The following is a 15,005-nucleotide window of genomic DNA, read 5'->3' on the forward strand; positions in this document are numbered from 1 at the left end:
AGCGGCGTGTCGGACGCGGCCCGGCGGACGCTCTACTCCGGGTCCGCGGCCTCGATCCGGCCCGTTCGCACCGCCTCGACCAATTCGGCATGGTCGGCCTCGGTGCGGTCGGCGTAGCGCACCGCGAACGCGGCCACCGCGTCGTCGAAGCGATCGTCGCCGTCCAGGTATCCCGAGAGCAGCCGCGGATCCAGCGAACGCGAATGGGCCCGGGCCAGCAGTGCACCGGCCAGCCGTCCGTAGTCGTCGAGATCGGCGGCGGGCAGTTCGGCGGGATCGATGCTGCCCTTCATATTGCGGAACTGCCGGACGATGAACGGCAGTTCGGTGCCGTCACCGGTCGGGTCGAGAGAGGTCCAACCAAGCAGGATGTCCGACTCGGACTGGACCAGTCTGGCGCCTTGGACGATTCGCTCACCCTCGTGCCGCGTGGTGGGCGCGGGCAGGAACGGGGCGAGCGCCGCCGGGGCCGCCTGCTTCACCTGCAGGACCAGTGCCTCTCCGTCGTTGCCGTGCAGCAGCGCGAGGTAGCTGTGCAGGCCGACGCTGCCGGTCCCGACGATCCGGAAGGCGACGTCGGACACCGCGAAGCGGCTCAGCAGGGTGCGCCGCGACTCGGGCAGGGTGCCCGCGTAGCGCTCGAGCCCGCCGATCACCGCCTCCGCGACCTGCTCGTCCACCGCGGTGAGAATCGGGGGATCGGTGACGAAGCGGTGCTTGCGGATCCCGGTCTGGTGATCCTCGAGGTGCTCGGTCCACTTGGCGACCACTTTGGCGCTGGTGTTCTTGCGCGCCTTCTTGGCCGCCTTCTTGAAGTCGTCGAGCAGGTCGTCGGCCTTGGCGCGGGCGATCACCGACTCGTCGGGAAGCGCGCACCAGGACGCCATGAACGGCATCGCGGCCAGTTCGTCCACGGCGAGGCGGTAGGAGCGGGCGGCGTCGCGCGCCGCGGTGCGGCATTCGTCCTCGTCGGCGCCCGCCTCGCGCCCGGCCAGCACCAGGCCGGCCGCGAGGCGCTCCAGATCCCACTCCCACGGGCCGGGCACGGTCTCGTCGAAATCGTTGATATCCATGATGATCTCGCCGCGCGCGGTGCCGTACAGGCCGAAGTTCGCCGCGTGCGCGTCACCGCACAACTGGGCGGCGAGCCCACTGTCCGGGCCACCGGCCAGATCGGCCGCCATGAGACCCGCCGCGCCCCGATAGAAGGTGAACGGCGAGGCGATCATCCGCCCGATCCGCAGCGGGATCAGGTGCGGTAGCCGACCGGCGTTGCTCGCCGCGACGAAGTCGAGCACCTCGGGGCGCCGCACGCTGGTGGCCTCCCGGTCCCTGGCGATGACCGGAACCCGCTGACGTAAGGCCCGTCCGCGGGCCAGGACCTCCTCCGCCGGCACGTAGGAGCGCAGGTCGATACCACTGTCTGACACAACGGGTCACGCTAGCCGGTGCGGTCCCGCCATGCGGTGTGGTATCGCCCTCACTGCGCCGGGACACGGGGCGGCGCCGGCTCGATCCGCAGGCGCAGCGCTCCCGGCGCCGCCGCGGGCACCGCGGGATGCGCCGGTGCGACCGGAGCGATGCGCCGGTAGGGCGACCCCGGTTCCGGCCTGGGGTCGGGCTCGCCGCGATTGGGCCAGAACGCCATCGCGCGCTCGGCTTGCGCGGTGATCGTCAGCGACGGGTTCACGCCGAGATTGGCGGTCACCGCCGAGCCGTCCGCCACATGCAGGCCGGGATGGCCGTAGACCCGCTGGTACGGGTCGACCACGCCGGTCTGCGGGCTGTCGCCGATCACGCAGCCGCCGATGTAGTGGGCGGTGGCGGGAATGTCGAACACGTCCATGATCAGCCCGTGGGTGTCGCCGTCGACCTTCGCGCCGAAGCGCCGGCCGATGTCGTGGGCCAGCGGGATCCAGGTCGGGTTCGGCTCACCGGTGCCCTGCCTGGTGCGCAGCCGCCCGCGCCGGCGGAAGGAAGTCAGCGAGTTGTCCAGCGACTGCATGATCAGCAGGATGACCGACTTCTCCGAGGCGTGCCGTGCGTCGAGACTGCGCAGGAACACCAGGGGGTGCAGCACGATCGCCAGCAGGAATCGCAGGAAGCGGAACGCGCCGCCGTCCACGATGGGCACCGACATCGGGAATAGCGCGTTCTGGCCCTTGCCGTAGTGACACACCTCGACGTGGGTGTCGGGCTCCGGATGGATCGAGGAGGTGATCGCGATGCCCTCGGCGAAATCACGGCGGGCGCGGCTGACCACGTTCAAGATGGCCTCGGAGTTGCTCCGGGTCAGTTCGCCGAGCCGCGGTGACAACTGCGGCAGCACACCGTCGTCCCGCATCTTGTGCAGCAGCTTCTGGGTGCCGAGCGCGGCCCCGGCGAACACCACCTGCTCGACGGTGAAGGTGCTGCGCTGCTTGCGGATCCAGCGGTCCGACCGCTGGGTGTCCACGGCGTACCCGCCGCCGGGCAGCGGTCGCACGGCGGTGGCGGTGGTGAGCGGGTGAATCTGCGCCCCGGCCTGTTCGGCCAGGTGGAGATAGTTCGTGGTGGTGGTGTTCTTGGCGTTGTGCGGGCAGCCGGTGAAGCAGCGCGCGCAGTGCACGCACCCCGTGCGGCGCGGGCCCGCGCCGCCGAAGTAGGGGTCGTCGACCTCGGTGCCGGGATCGCTTTCGTTGAAGAACACTCCGACCTCGGTCGGGTGGTAGGTGTCGGCCACGCCCAGGTCCTCGGCGATCTCCCGGATCACCTCGTCGGCCGGGGTGGTGCGCGGATTCGGCGCGACACCGAGCATCCGCTTGGCCTGGTCGTAGAACGGAGCCAGCTCCGCGCGCCAGTCGGTGATGTGGGCCCACTGCCGATCGGTGTAGAAGTTCGGCAGCGGTTCGTAGAGCGTGTTCCCGTAGATCAGCGAGCCGCCGCCGACGCCGGCGCCGGAGAACACGGCGCACTTGCCGAGCAGGCTGATCCGCTGCGGCCCGGTCAGGCCCAGGCGCGGAGCCCAGATCGATTTGCGCACATTCCAATTGCTGCGCGGGATGTCCTCGGGGCGCCAGCGGCGGCCCGCCTCGAGCACGCCGACCCGATATCCCTTCTCGGTGAGCCGCAGGGCGCTGACGCTGCCGCCGAAGCCGGAACCGATCACCACCACGTCGTAGTCGAATGCGGACATGACTTCCTCTCGCTCACCGGCCACGCGGTGAGATGACTTTCGTGTCATTCTGTCATCGCCGCGCTGTGGCGGAAACCATCCTCGCACGGGCGCGCCGTGCCGATGTGCGGAAAATCGGCGCGTGGCGATGGCGGGAACCGGGGTCGGTGGGGTATGCACGGGGCGTGACAACCGACTCGGGCACAGCGCAACCGGAGGAGAGCCCCGCCGACGGCGCACGGCGAGGCGTGTTCGCCGACCGCGTCCTGACCGTGCCGAACGTGCTCAGCGTGCTGCGGCTGCTCGGCGTTCCGCTGTTCCTGTGGTTGCTGCTGATCGAGCGGGCCGATGGCTGGGCGTTCGCCCTGCTGGTCGCCAGCGGCGTCACCGACTTCCTGGACGGCAAGCTCGCCCGCCTGCTCGACCAGTCCTCGCGGCTGGGGGCGCTGCTGGATCCGTTCGTGGACCGGCTGTATCTGGTCACCACGCTGGCGGCCTTCGTCATCCGCGGTCTGATGCCGTGGTGGGTGGCGGCGCTGCTGGTCGGGCGCGACCTCGTGCTCACCGCCACGCTCTCGGTGTACAAACGCCGCGAACTGCCCCCGCCGGAGGTGATCTATCTGGGCAAGGCGGCCACTTTCGCGCTGATGTCCGCGCTGCCCTGGCTGCTGGCCGGGCAGATGGATTGGGCCGCCGCCGGTTTCGGGCGTGCCTTCGGCGGGGCACTTCTGATCTGGGGCACCGCGGTCTACCTCTGGACCGGTGTGCTCTATACCGGCAGAGCCATCGCGATCGCAAGAGCGATACCGGCTGTGGGGCACCGGACGGCGTAGCCGATAGAGTTTGCGTGCAACGTTCAAACGAAAGGACGGCCTGTGACCCAGACCCCCGAGGATCTGCGCTACACCGAGGAGCACGAGTGGGTACGCCGGATCGCACCGACCCGGGTGCGGGTGGGCATCACCGACTACGCCCAGTCTCAACTCGGTGACGTTGTGTTCGTGCAGCTGCCCGAGGCGGACGCGGAGGTGGCCGCCGCGGACAGCATCGCGGAGGTGGAGTCGACCAAGAGCGTGTCCGACATCTACGCCCCGCTGAGCGCGAAAGTCGTTGCGGTGAACGACTTGCTGAACTCGGAGCCGGAGACGTTGAACACCGATCCCTACGGTGACGGGTGGCTGTTCGAGTTGGAGGTGGGTGACGCGGCGAGTCTCGACGTGACACTCGGTGAACTGCTGGATGCCGCAGGTTATCAAGGAGTTATCGGGGGCTGAAGCAGCCTTCCCAGTTCTACCTGCACGGGTGCGGCCCGGCAGGGTACGGTCAATGCCAACAGATGCACCCGGCGGTCGCGCCGGGAATCTAGAGACTCGACGGCAGGTCGTGGTACCAGAGGTATCACCTGCTTGCAGGGATAATCAGGTTCGAGGAGGAGAGAAACGGTGAGCGAGAACAAAGACCCGGGTTACGGGGAGACCGCGGCCGAGACGACGTCGGTCTTCCGCGCGGATTTCCTGAACGAGGTCGACGCGTCGCGCTCCGGAGAGCCGACCGGCGAGCAGCCGGTCCAAGGGGTCGAGGGTCTGCCCGTTGGCGCGGCCCTCCTGGTCGTCAAGCGCGGCCCGAACGCGGGCTCGCGGTTCCTGCTGGATCAGCCGACCACGTCGGCGGGGCGCCACCCCGACAGTGACATCTTTCTCGACGACGTCACCGTCAGCCGTCGGCACGCCGAGTTCCGTCAGGACGACGATTCGTTCCAGGTCGTCGATGTGGGCAGCCTCAACGGCACGTATGTGAACCGGGAGCCGGTGGACTCCTCGGAACTGCAGAACGGTGACGAGGTCCAGATCGGCAAGTTCCGGCTGGTGTTCCTCACCGGGCCGCGCGCCCAGGTGACCGACTCGTCGGCGGGCGCGGGGAGTCTATGACGGCGTCGGCGCCGGGTCGCGCCCACTCATGAAAGGCTCGGAGTCATGAAGGACCCAGCGCTGTGACCGGTGCGGCGCAGTGGGCACGCGGAGGAATGTCGATCGGCTCCGTGCTCGACCTGCTGCGCCCCGACTTTCCCGACGTCACCATCTCCAAGATCCGCTTCCTGGAAGCGGAGGGTCTGATCCGGCCGGAGCGGACGCCTTCGGGCTACCGCAGGTTCTCCGTGGCGGATGTGGAACGGCTTCGTTTCGTGCTGACCGCGCAGCGCGATCAATACCTGCCGTTGAAGGTGATCAAGGAACAGCTCGAGGCAATCGACAGCGGTGCGGCGACGCTCGGCGTGCGGGAAGCCCGCGCCCGAGCGCATTCCGTCCGGTCCGGGGCGCCGGATTCCGGGCGCAGCACGCCCGAGGCCGGACCGGCCGCACCGGATTCCGATCGTGGCGTGCGCCCGGTGGCCGCGCCTCGTCGGCTCGGCGTCGTGCCGAGCGAGATCTCCCCGGATGATCTGCGGTTCGATCCCGAAATCCGGATCACCCGGGCCGATCTGCTCGACCAGGCAGGGATCGAGGAGAAGTTTCTCAACGACCTCATCCGGGCCAACCTGATCACGCCAGGTGCGGCGGGGTACTTCGACGCGGACGCGGTCACGCTGGCCAAGACCGCCCGGGCGATGGCCGAATTCGGTTTGGAGGCACGGCATCTGCGGGCGTTCAAGCTGGCTGCCGACCGGGAGGCCGCGCTGGTGGCGCAGATCGTCGCCCCGATCGCGAAGAGCCGGGACGCGGATGCGCGCGCCCGTGCGGAGGAGACGGTGCGCGAACTGGCCGCGCTGTCGCTGACCTTGCATACCTGTCTGGTGAAGTCCTCGGTCCGGGGCTCGCTCGGGGGTTGACCCCTGGCGGGCTTCCGGTCCGGAGGTTTCGGCGACCCAACACGGTGATTTCGGCTGTGCAGACGGATCGCTGGACCGGTGCGGGTTCGCCTAGACTCGTGGTACGGCGAGCTCTGCAGCGGTCATGCCGGGCCGGCGGCGAGTATGGGAGGCAGTGCGATGAGCGAAATGCGCGTGATCGGCATCCGTGTCGAGCAGCCACAGAACCAGCCCGTGCTGTTGCTCCGGGAAGTGGCGGGTGACCGGTATCTGCCGATCTGGATCGGGCAGGCCGAGGCGACGGCGATCGTGCTGGAACAAGAGGGTGTGACCCCGATCCGCCCGCTGACGCACGACTTGATCAAGGTCCTGATCACCGAGCTGGGGCACACCCTCAAAGAGGTGCGAATCGTGGATCTGCAGGAGGGCACCTTCTACGCCGATCTCGTCTTCGAGAACGATCTGCGGATTTCGGCGCGGCCGTCGGATTCGGTTGCGATCGCCTTGCGGGTGGGTTGCCCGATCCATGCCGAGGAGTCGGTGCTCGAGGAAGCCGGGCTCGTGATGCCGGATGAGCGCGAGGACGAGGTGGAGAAGTTCAAGGAGTTCCTCGAGTCGGTGTCCCCCGACGACTTCAAGGCGACCGATAGCTGAAGTAGAGGTCGAGACTTTTCCCGCGCGTCGCGTTTGGCTCGATGACGCCGCTCCCTGGACAATCGGGGGGAGTAATCTCGACAGTTGGGCCACGACCGTTTCGGCCGAATCCGCACCGATTCGGTCGGTGACGGAGCCGGGTCATCGATGAGGCTGGGAATGCGTCGGCGAAGCAAGGGAGTGGTCAGTGGCAGAGCAATCGCAGGATGTGGTACAGCCAGGCCTGTTCCCCGACGATTCGGTACCTGACGATCTGGTCGGCTATCGCGTTCCCAGTGCGTGCCAGGTGGCCGGAATCACCTACCGGCAGCTCGACTACTGGGCGCGCACCGGTCTGGTGGTGCCCTCCATCCGGAGCGCCGCGGGTTCGGGAAGCCAGCGGCTGTACTCGTTCAAGGACATCCTGGTCCTGAAGATCGTCAAGCGGTTGCTCGACGCGGGCATCTCGCTGCAGAACATCCGGATCGCCGTCGATCATCTGCGCAGCCGCGGCGTGCAGGATCTCGCGGGCATCACCCTGTTCTCCGACGGCACCTCGGTCTACGAGTGCACCTCGGCCGAGGAGGTCGTCGATTTACTGCAGGGCGGGCAGGGAGTCTTCGGAATCGCCGTCAGCGGCGCCATGCGCGAACTGACGGGCGCCATCGCCAATTTCCCCGCGGAGCGCGCGTCGGCGATCACCGAACGCCCGGAGGACGAGCTGTCGTTCCGTCGGAAGGCGCGGATGAACCGCAAGACGGGCTAGAATTCGGCCGGTCCAGCGCGGAACACCAGGAACAAACGCTTCCACGGCCGGGTGAGGCGGGCAGCCGCCCCGGCCGTGGTGTGCGACAGCGTCATCGGCGGCGGGACGAGGGGCTGGGGCAGCGAGAAGGGGGGGCGCCGTGCAGGCAGGCGACATCACCGGCTTGGTCGGGCCGATCGGCCGGATCGAGGCGTTTCCCACCGTCGACGAACTCGACGCGTTCGCCGACGCGCTCGCCGCTGGTCATCCCGACCGAGTCTCGATCACCGAACTCGGACGGTCCCGCGGCGGCGATCCGATCCGCGAGGTGACGGTCGGATCGGGCGATCGGCACATCCTGGTCTTCGGCAATCCGCACCCGAACGAACCCATCGGCATGGCCACCATTCGCCATCTGCTGGGCCGGATGGCCGCCGATGAATCGGTGACCGTGGGCGCCACGTGGCATTTCCTGTTGTGCGTCGACCCGGACGGGACGCGATTGAACGAGGGCTGGTTCGCCGGGCCGCACACCAGGACGGGCGTCGCGCGCGGCTTCTACCGGCCGCCCGCCGTCGAGCAGCCCGAATGGTGCTTCCCGACCGAGTGGCACGGCAGGCTCGTCGGAGTACCGCTCCCCGAGACCGAGGCGATGATGTCGCTGATCGACCGGACCCGGCCTGCGTTGATCGCCTCCCTGCACAACGCGGAATTCGGCGGCGGTTTCTTCTACACCTCCGGCGGCGACCCCGGCTACTGGTCCGCGCTGACGGCCCGCCTTTCCGCTGCCGACGTGCCGATCTACCAGGGCGAGCCCGACGCGCCGGGCGCTCGGACGCTCGCCCCCGGCGTCTTCGAACTGCCGCGGTTCGAGGCGATGGCCGATCTGCTCGCGGCCCAGGGCTTGGACTCGGTCACCGCGCTGGGCGGGGGCGGCTGCCGGGACTACGCGGCGCCTTACGGCACGGCGATCCTGGTGTGCGAACTGCCGCTGTGGGTCGACGCGCGCATCGGCGACGGTTCGGCGGGCGACCGTGTGCTGGGCGACCTGCTCGACGCCACGGCCGCCGACTACCGGGCCATGGCCGAGGTCGCCTCGGAGGTGCTCGCCGGCGTCGAGGGCGAGTTGAGCGGCCGCAGCCCGTTCGAGCGGTCGGTGCGCGCGCTGGTCGCCGGGCTGCCCGGTCTCGCGGTGAGCAGACAGACTGTGCCGGAACGGGATCGGATCGCGACCAGGGGCGAGATCTTCGTCGGGCAGTACGACTGGACCGCGATGCTGCGCCTGCGGCTGGGCGGCATGCTGCTGCGCCTGCTGGAGGACGAATACGCGCGCGGCGGGGCGCCCGTGCTGGCCGCCGAACGGGACCGGTTCGCCGCGGTCTTCGAGCATTGGTGCGCGGACGTGGAGCAGAACGCGCCGGGTATCGCGGTGCCGCTGGCTCGTCTGGTGGGCATTCAAGCGGAGTCGATCATGCTGGCCGCCACGAGGCTGCGGGCTGGGCTGCCGATCTGACGGCGCTGGCCGGTCGAGTGACCAGAACAACACGGCGCGGGCGGGGTCCCGTGACGCGCTCCGGCGTGGCGTCGGCATAAACTGACGGTGCGTCGCCGCCGTGCGGGAGAGTCTCGGTCTCGAAAAGAGTCCGAGCGCCGAAGGAGCAGCACCTCCCCGTCAATCTCTCAGGCAAAAGGACCGTGCGGGCTTCGGCGCCTCTGGAAAGCGGTGGCTTCGAGCTGCCCGCCCATGGGGAAAGGGTCTCGGCCACCGGTCGCGGCACCCGAATCTCTCAGGCGCCACGACAGAGGGGGAGGGCCGGTACCCGTCGACCGCCTGGCCGACCCCGCCCGACCTTGGGAGCTGTTGTGACTCGCTCATTCGCCGACCGCCATATCGGACCCGACCGGGACGAACTGGCGCGGATCCTGGACGTCGTCGGCGTGGCGTCGCTGGACGACCTGGCCGCGGCGGCGCTGCCCGCGAGCATCTTGGACGGTGCGGGCCTGGCCGGGCTGCCCGCGGCGGGCTCGGAGCACGAGGTGCTCGCCGAACTCGCGGAACTGGCGCACGCCAACACCGTGGCCACCTCGATGATCGGGCTCGGCTACTACGACACGCTGACCCCGCCGGTGCTCGTGCGCAACCTGTTGGAGAATCCCGCCTGGTACACCGCCTACACGCCGTATCAGCCCGAGATCAGCCAGGGCAGGCTCGAGGCGCTGCTGAACTTCCAGACGATGGTGTCGGAGCTGACCGGCATGGACGTCGCCAACGCGTCCATGCTCGACGAGGCCACCGCCGCCGCCGAAGCGATGACGTTGCTGCGTCGGGCGAGCAAGGCGAAATCCCGGCGGCTGCTGATCGACACCGATCTGTTCCCGCAGACCAGAACGGTGCTGTACACCCGAGCCGAGCCGCTCGACCTGGAGATCGTGGAGGCGGACCTGTCCACCGGCGAGCTGCCCGACGGCGAGTTCTTCGGTGTCCTGGCGCAGACGCCGGGAGCCTCCGGTCGCGTTGTGGACCGGACCGGTCTGATCGCGGCGGCGCACGAGCGCGGCGCACTGGTGGCGATCGGCGCGGACCTGCTGGCCATGACCCTGATCACGCCGCCCGGTGAGCAGGGCGCCGACGTGTGCTTCGGCACCACCCAGCGCTTCGGGGTCCCGCTCGGCTTCGGCGGCCCGCACGCCGGATACCTCGCGGTGCGGCAGCCGCAGGCCCGCCAGCTACCCGGCCGCCTGGTCGGCGTCTCGGTCGACGCGGACGGCGCGGTCGCCTACCGGCTCGCCCTGCAGACCCGCGAGCAGCACATCCGCCGGGAGAAGGCGACCTCCAACATCTGCACCGCGCAGGTGCTGCTGGCCATCGTGGCCGCGATGTACGCCTCCTACCACGGCGCCGACGGATTGCGGGCGATCGCCCGCCGGGTGCACGGGCACGCCGCGGCGATCGCGGCCGGGCTGGACGGCGCGGTCGTGCACGACAGCTTTTTCGACACCGTGCTCGCGCATGTGCCCGGCGGCGCGGAAGCCGTCGTGGCCAAAGCGAAGTCGCGCGGCATCAATCTACGCCTGGTCGATGCCGACCACGTCGGCATCGCCTGCGACGAGGCCACCACCGAGACGCATGTCGCGGCTGTGCTCGAATCCTTCGGCACCACGGTGTCGACGGAGTCCGGTGCGTCCGCGCCGGTCGCGGCGATCGAGAACCGCACCTCGGAGTTCCTGAACCACCCCGCGTTCACGAAGTACCGGACCGAGACCGCGATGCTGCGGTATCTGCGCGCACTGTCGGACAAGGACATCGCGCTGGATCGCAGCATGATCCCGCTCGGCTCGTGCACCATGAAGCTCAACGCCGCCGCGGAGATGGAGGCCATCACCTGGCCGGGCTTCGCGCGCGTGCATCCCTACGCGCCGGTCGAGGACGCGCCCGGCCTGCTGAAGGTGATCGCCGACCTGGAACGCTGGCTGTCGGACATCACCGGCTACGACTCGGTGAGCCTGCAACCCAACGCGGGCAGCCAGGGGGAGTACGCCGGGCTGCTGGCCATCCGCCGCTACCACCTCGATCGAGGTGACACCCATCGCGACACCTGCCTCATTCCCTCCAGCGCGCACGGCACCAACGCGGCGTCGGCGGCCATGGCCGGGCTGCGCGTGGAGGTGGTGAAATGCCGCGCCAACGGCGACGTCGATCTCGACGACCTGCGCGCCAAGATCGCCGATCACGCCGATCGCCTGGCCTGCATCATGATCACCTATCCGTCCACGCACGGCGTCTACGAGCACGAGGTGGCCGAGTTGTGCGCGCTGGTGCACGACGCGGGTGGCCAGGTCTACGTGGACGGCGCCAACCTGAACGCGTTGGTCGGCCTCGCCCGGCCGGGCCGGTTCGGCGGCGATGTGAGCCACTTGAACCTGCACAAGACCTTCTGCATCCCGCACGGCGGCGGCGGTCCCGGCGTCGGGCCGGTCGCGGTGCGCGCGCACCTGGCGCGCTACCTGCCCGGCGATCCGCTGGAAGCGGGGTCGCAGGCGGTGTCGGCGGCGAAGTACGGCTCGGCCTCGATTCTGCCGATCACCTGGGCCTACATTCGCATGATGGGCGCCGACGGGTTGCGCCGCGCCACGCTGTCGGCGATCGCTTCGGCGAACTACATCGCGCGGCGGCTCGACGAGTACTTCCCGGTGCTCTACACCGGCGAGCACGGCATGGTGGCCCACGAGTGCATCCTGGACCTGCGTGAGATCACCAAGCAGACCGGCGTCACCGTCGACGATGTGGCGAAGCGCCTCGCCGACTACGGGTTCCACGCACCGACCATGAGCTTTCCGGTGGCCGGAACCCTGATGGTCGAACCCACCGAGAGCGAGAACCTCGCCGAGCTGGACGACTTCATCGAGGCGATGATCGCCATCCGCGCCGAGATCGACCAGGTCGCCGCGGGCGTGTGGCCGGTGACCGACAATCCGTTGCGCGGCGCGCCGCACACGGCGGCGTCGTTGGTGGGGCCGTGGGAGCACCCCTACAGCCGGGAAGTCGCCGTGTATCCGCGAGGGCTCGCGCATGCCCGGGCGAAGGTGTGGCCGCCGGTGCGCCGGATCGACGGCGCCTATGGTGACCGGAATCTCGTGTGCGCCTGCCCGCCGCTGGAGGCGTACGCGGGCTGAACCACCGGCTCGGGGCGCATCCGCGGTCATCCCGCGGCAGCCGCCTTCGCGTAGGTGTTCACCAGGTCCGGCCAACCGCCCGCGCTGCCGACCGCGTCGTGCATGGATTCCCAGCCGGGGCCGTGCTTGTCGAAACCGGAGTGCACCAGCGTGACGGCGGTGCGCTCGGGAGCGACGGCCGAGAAAGTGACATCGACGCGGCTGGCGCGCTCGGGATCGGGCTCGTGCTTCCAGTCCAGCCCGATCTGCCAGGAGAACGCGAAATGGGTGGGCGGCTGCCACACGAGCACGGTTCCCCACGGGCATTCGGTGCCGTCCTCCTCGCGGCCGAGGCAGCGGCCGCCCACCCGCGGCTCGATCACTTCCTCGGTGAGCCGGCCGGTGCCGATGTGGTGCTCGCGGGGCCACCAGCTGTCGATGCCGGTGGTGAACACCTCGTACGCGGTCTCGATGGGGGCGTCGACGACGAGTTCGACGCGCACGTCCTTGTCGCTGGCCTGCTGTGTCATGACTGCTCCTCGCTGGTGGCTCGTTTTTCGGTGGCCCGCCGGTGCACCTCGTCCTGGAAAGCCGACATGGCGGCGGTCCAGAAGTGGATGAAATACGCGCGCAGCGCCTCGATGCCGGTGGGGTTCAAGCGGTAGACCCGGCGCGTGCCGACCGCCTCGTGGGTCACCAATCCGGCCTGTTCCAGCACCTTGAGGTGCTGGGAGACGGCGGGCCTGCTCACCGGAAGGCCCGCGGCCAGCTCTCCCACCGCGCACGGCCCCTTGCCGAGGCGTTCGAAGATCGCCCGCCTCGTCGGATCGCCCAGCGCGTCCAGTGCCGCATCTCGGTAAGTCCCCACGAACCGTAAGTCTAAACTTACCAATTCGGGATGTCTACGGCGCAGGACGAGTGATATCCGCGAATTCCGGCGGGCGAACGCCGGATGGGCTACGGCGTGGTGAGCGCTCGGACGACGGCGTTGCCGAAGCCGATGTCGTCGGAGGTGGCCAGCCGGGTGTAGTGGCCACCGGTCTGCTGCGCGAGGGCCTGGAGTGTCTGAGTGCCGCTGCCGCCGAGCACGATCACGTCGACGCGCACGGGGTGCGCGCTGTCGGTGGCGGCGGTGATGTCGGCGGCCAGTTGGGTGCCGGTGACCGTGGAGTCGTCATCGGGTCCGTCCGTGATCAGCAGCACCGAGTTGGTGCGGCCGCGCGTGTACCCGGCCACCGCGCTCTTGTATGCCGCGATCAGAGAAGGATAGGCCTGGTCGGTCTTGGTTTCGCTCGGGCGTATCGAGGTCGACGCGGTACTGATCTTCGTCCGCTGATCGGCGTCGAGTGGGGCGGTGGCGGCTGCCACCCGGTACGGGGTGTTGCCGTCCAGGTTCTTGCCGAAGGTCCACACACCGAGGCCGAACTCGGGCGGCATCACCGTCATCGTGGAGTTCAGCGCGGCGAGGACGTTCGCCAGGCGCGTCGTCGCGCCCTCGGCGGTTCCCATCGACGCCGACACGTCGACCAGGACGGTCGATCGCACGCCGAGCACGGGATTCGCCAGTGTGGCGCGCACTCTGTCGAGTGCGCCACGCGCGGGTACGGCCGCGGCCGGCGGCGCACTGCCGAAGCCCGCCGCGAGGAAGGCCTGCGCCTGCTCGGGCTTGCGCAGGTAGTCGGCGAACCGTCCGGCGATGAGATTCTGCGTCTTGTCCACCCACGCGCCGGACATCAACGCGGCCGGGTAGTCGGCAACGGGCGCCGAGCCCGCGGGGCGGAAGGCGGCGACTCCGGCGACGCCCTTCAATTGCTGCTCGGTTGCCGCAATCGCGTGCACCGGGGCGTCCTGTGCCGTGATCTCCGCCAGTGCGGTCACGGTGTCGGCGGCCTCGGGGGCTTCGGCGGCCAGCCCGGAGATCGCGGCGACCACCTGGCCGGACTGTGCGGCCTGCTCGCTGAGCGGCTCGGCGCCCGACACCGCGGATCCGACCGCCGCGGCCGCGGCCAGCGTGGCGTCGCCCGAGGGAAGGGCCATCCGCAGTCCGCCCCACCCGCTGAGCCCGATCTCGCCGAGCGAGCCCTGCTGTAATCGCGGCAGATCCGCCCACGAGACGTCGGCCTGCTCCAGTGCACGCCGCAGGTCTTCCGGCACCGCGAGCACGATCGGGCTCGCGGCGATGGACATCGGCGTGCCCTCGATCAGGCCGGGGACGCGCATGGACTCGATGGAGCGGGTGGAATCGGCGATCCACAACGCCGGCTGCCGGCCGAGCGCCTGGTCCCACGGCTTGCCGCCGGTGAACGCCGCGACGATCGCCGCGGAGGGCTGCGCGGTCACCTCGACCCGGGCGCAGTGGTCGCGCACTTTCGGCCGGGTGGCGTTGTAACCGTCCGCGGCGGCCCGCACCTGCGCCGCGATGCCGGGATCGGCCGTCACATAGAGCGTCGCCGGACCCTCCACGCATTCGGCCGCCGCCGCGCTGTCCTGATCCGCCGCGCGATCGCGCAGCTGGAACCAGCCGACGACGATCGCGGCCAGTAACGCAATGGCAACCACCGCGATAACCGGACCCTTGCTGACGCCCCGGGATCTGGTTCCGCTGCGATGAGTGCCCACGCGCTCAGTGTATGGTCACCCGCTCGGCGCGAATTCGGCGAGGCTTCCCCTGACCGGCACGAGCGGAAGCGGCATCCGGAGTGCCGCCGTCGTATCCGGAACGACGCGACGGCGGGACTTCAGTGGCGGATCACTCGTCCGCGGTCGAACTCATGTCCGCCCCAGACCCCTGACTGCCCGGTGCGCGCGGCGAAGTCGCCGCACGCGTCCCGGATCGGGCAGCGTGCGCACACTTCGCGGGCGTAATCGAAGTCCTGCGACGGGTACGGGAACCAGGCTTCGTGGTTGGGGTCGCCGCGGCAGGCCGCCCGGTGCCACCCTCGGGAATCCGAGAGCGGGAGCAGGTCGGCCAAGGTCAGCTCCGCGACGGCGGTGGTCTCGGTGCGCGTCATCGC

General features: G+C 69.6%; 14 protein-coding genes and 1 riboswitch. Of the genes, 8 read left to right on the forward strand and 6 right to left on the reverse strand.

From position 1 onward, the window contains the following. Window positions 1-32 precede the first annotated feature (32 nt). Both GVY64_RS29950 and GVY64_RS29955 read right to left on the reverse strand, forming a co-directional pair. The gene (locus GVY64_RS29950; protein WP_159848771.1) at window positions 33-1,430 is read right to left on the reverse strand and encodes a DUF2252 domain-containing protein; all 1,398 of its coding nucleotides are present in this window, start codon (window positions 1,428-1,430) and stop codon (window positions 33-35) included. A gap of 50 nt (window positions 1,431-1,480) precedes the next feature. Beyond that, on the reverse strand, window positions 1,481-3,175 hold the full coding sequence (locus tag GVY64_RS29955) for a GMC oxidoreductase (RefSeq protein WP_159848774.1): 1,695 nt from the start codon (window positions 3,173-3,175) through the stop codon (window positions 1,481-1,483). A gap of 164 nt (window positions 3,176-3,339) precedes the next feature. Here GVY64_RS29955 and GVY64_RS29960 point away from each other — a divergent pair, with 164 nt between their 5' ends. The 8 genes from GVY64_RS29960 to gcvP all read left to right on the forward strand — a co-directional run bounded on the left by GVY64_RS29960 (window position 3,340) and on the right by gcvP (window position 12,012). After that, window positions 3,340-3,987 (forward strand): CDP-alcohol phosphatidyltransferase family protein, encoded by a 648-nt coding sequence (locus GVY64_RS29960; RefSeq protein WP_159848777.1) that lies wholly within the window; start codon window positions 3,340-3,342, stop codon window positions 3,985-3,987. Between the two features lie 42 nt (window positions 3,988-4,029). Then, the gene (gcvH, locus tag GVY64_RS29965; RefSeq protein WP_159848780.1) at window positions 4,030-4,428 is read left to right on the forward strand and encodes a glycine cleavage system protein GcvH; all 399 of its coding nucleotides are present in this window, start codon (window positions 4,030-4,032) and stop codon (window positions 4,426-4,428) included. A gap of 168 nt (window positions 4,429-4,596) precedes the next feature. Then, window positions 4,597-5,082 carry an oxoglutarate dehydrogenase inhibitor Odhl gene (gene odhI / locus GVY64_RS29970; protein WP_043690204.1) on the forward strand — a complete coding sequence of 162 codons (486 nt, stop codon included), beginning with the start codon at window positions 4,597-4,599 and terminating at the stop codon, window positions 5,080-5,082. Window positions 5,083-5,177: 95 nt separating this feature from the next. Then, window positions 5,178-5,981 (forward strand): transcriptional regulator FtsR, encoded by an 804-nt coding sequence (gene ftsR / locus GVY64_RS29975; RefSeq protein ID WP_159848934.1) that lies wholly within the window; start codon window positions 5,178-5,180, stop codon window positions 5,979-5,981. 159 nt (window positions 5,982-6,140) lie between these two features. Further along, complete coding sequence (locus GVY64_RS29980) at window positions 6,141-6,614, forward strand: bifunctional nuclease family protein (protein WP_159848783.1); 474 nt, start codon at window positions 6,141-6,143, stop codon at window positions 6,612-6,614. Between the two features lie 187 nt (window positions 6,615-6,801). Beyond that, window positions 6,802-7,359, forward strand: coding sequence for a MerR family transcriptional regulator (locus GVY64_RS29985; RefSeq protein WP_039797830.1), 558 nt, complete (start codon window positions 6,802-6,804; stop codon window positions 7,357-7,359). Between the two features lie 139 nt (window positions 7,360-7,498). Next, entirely contained in the window at window positions 7,499-8,851 is a 1,353-nt protein-coding gene (locus tag GVY64_RS29990; protein WP_159848786.1) for a M14 family zinc carboxypeptidase, read from the forward strand. 93 nt (window positions 8,852-8,944) lie between these two features. Beyond that, window positions 8,945-9,044, forward strand: a riboswitch (glycine riboswitch). Window positions 9,045-9,201: 157 nt separating this feature from the next. Continuing rightward, window positions 9,202-12,012, forward strand: coding sequence for an aminomethyl-transferring glycine dehydrogenase (gene gcvP, locus GVY64_RS29995; RefSeq protein WP_201298221.1), 2,811 nt, complete (start codon window positions 9,202-9,204; stop codon window positions 12,010-12,012). Between the two features lie 26 nt (window positions 12,013-12,038). On the opposite strand, the gene GVY64_RS30000 is transcribed toward gcvP, so the two are convergent. The 4 genes from GVY64_RS30000 to GVY64_RS30015 form a co-directional block, all read right to left on the reverse strand. Further along, window positions 12,039-12,521, reverse strand: coding sequence for an SRPBCC family protein (locus tag GVY64_RS30000; protein WP_159848792.1), 483 nt, complete (start codon window positions 12,519-12,521; stop codon window positions 12,039-12,041). Then, on the reverse strand, window positions 12,518-12,859 hold the full coding sequence (locus GVY64_RS30005) for an ArsR/SmtB family transcription factor (RefSeq protein WP_201298222.1): 342 nt from the start codon (window positions 12,857-12,859) through the stop codon (window positions 12,518-12,520). Before GVY64_RS30005 ends, GVY64_RS30000 begins: the two co-directional genes overlap by 4 nt. Before the next feature lie 89 nt (window positions 12,860-12,948). Continuing rightward, window positions 12,949-14,610 (reverse strand): VWA domain-containing protein, encoded by a 1,662-nt coding sequence (locus tag GVY64_RS30010; RefSeq protein WP_201298223.1) that lies wholly within the window; start codon window positions 14,608-14,610, stop codon window positions 12,949-12,951. 119 nt (window positions 14,611-14,729) lie between these two features. Beyond that, window positions 14,730-15,002: a WhiB family transcriptional regulator gene (locus GVY64_RS30015; protein WP_063019924.1), complete on the reverse strand. Its 273-nt coding sequence runs from the start codon at window positions 15,000-15,002 to the stop codon at window positions 14,730-14,732. Window positions 15,003-15,005: the final 3 nt, after the last annotated feature.

The organism is Nocardia sp. CY41, assembly GCF_009829325.1.
Taxonomy (GTDB): Bacteria; Actinomycetota; Actinomycetes; order Mycobacteriales; family Mycobacteriaceae; genus Nocardia.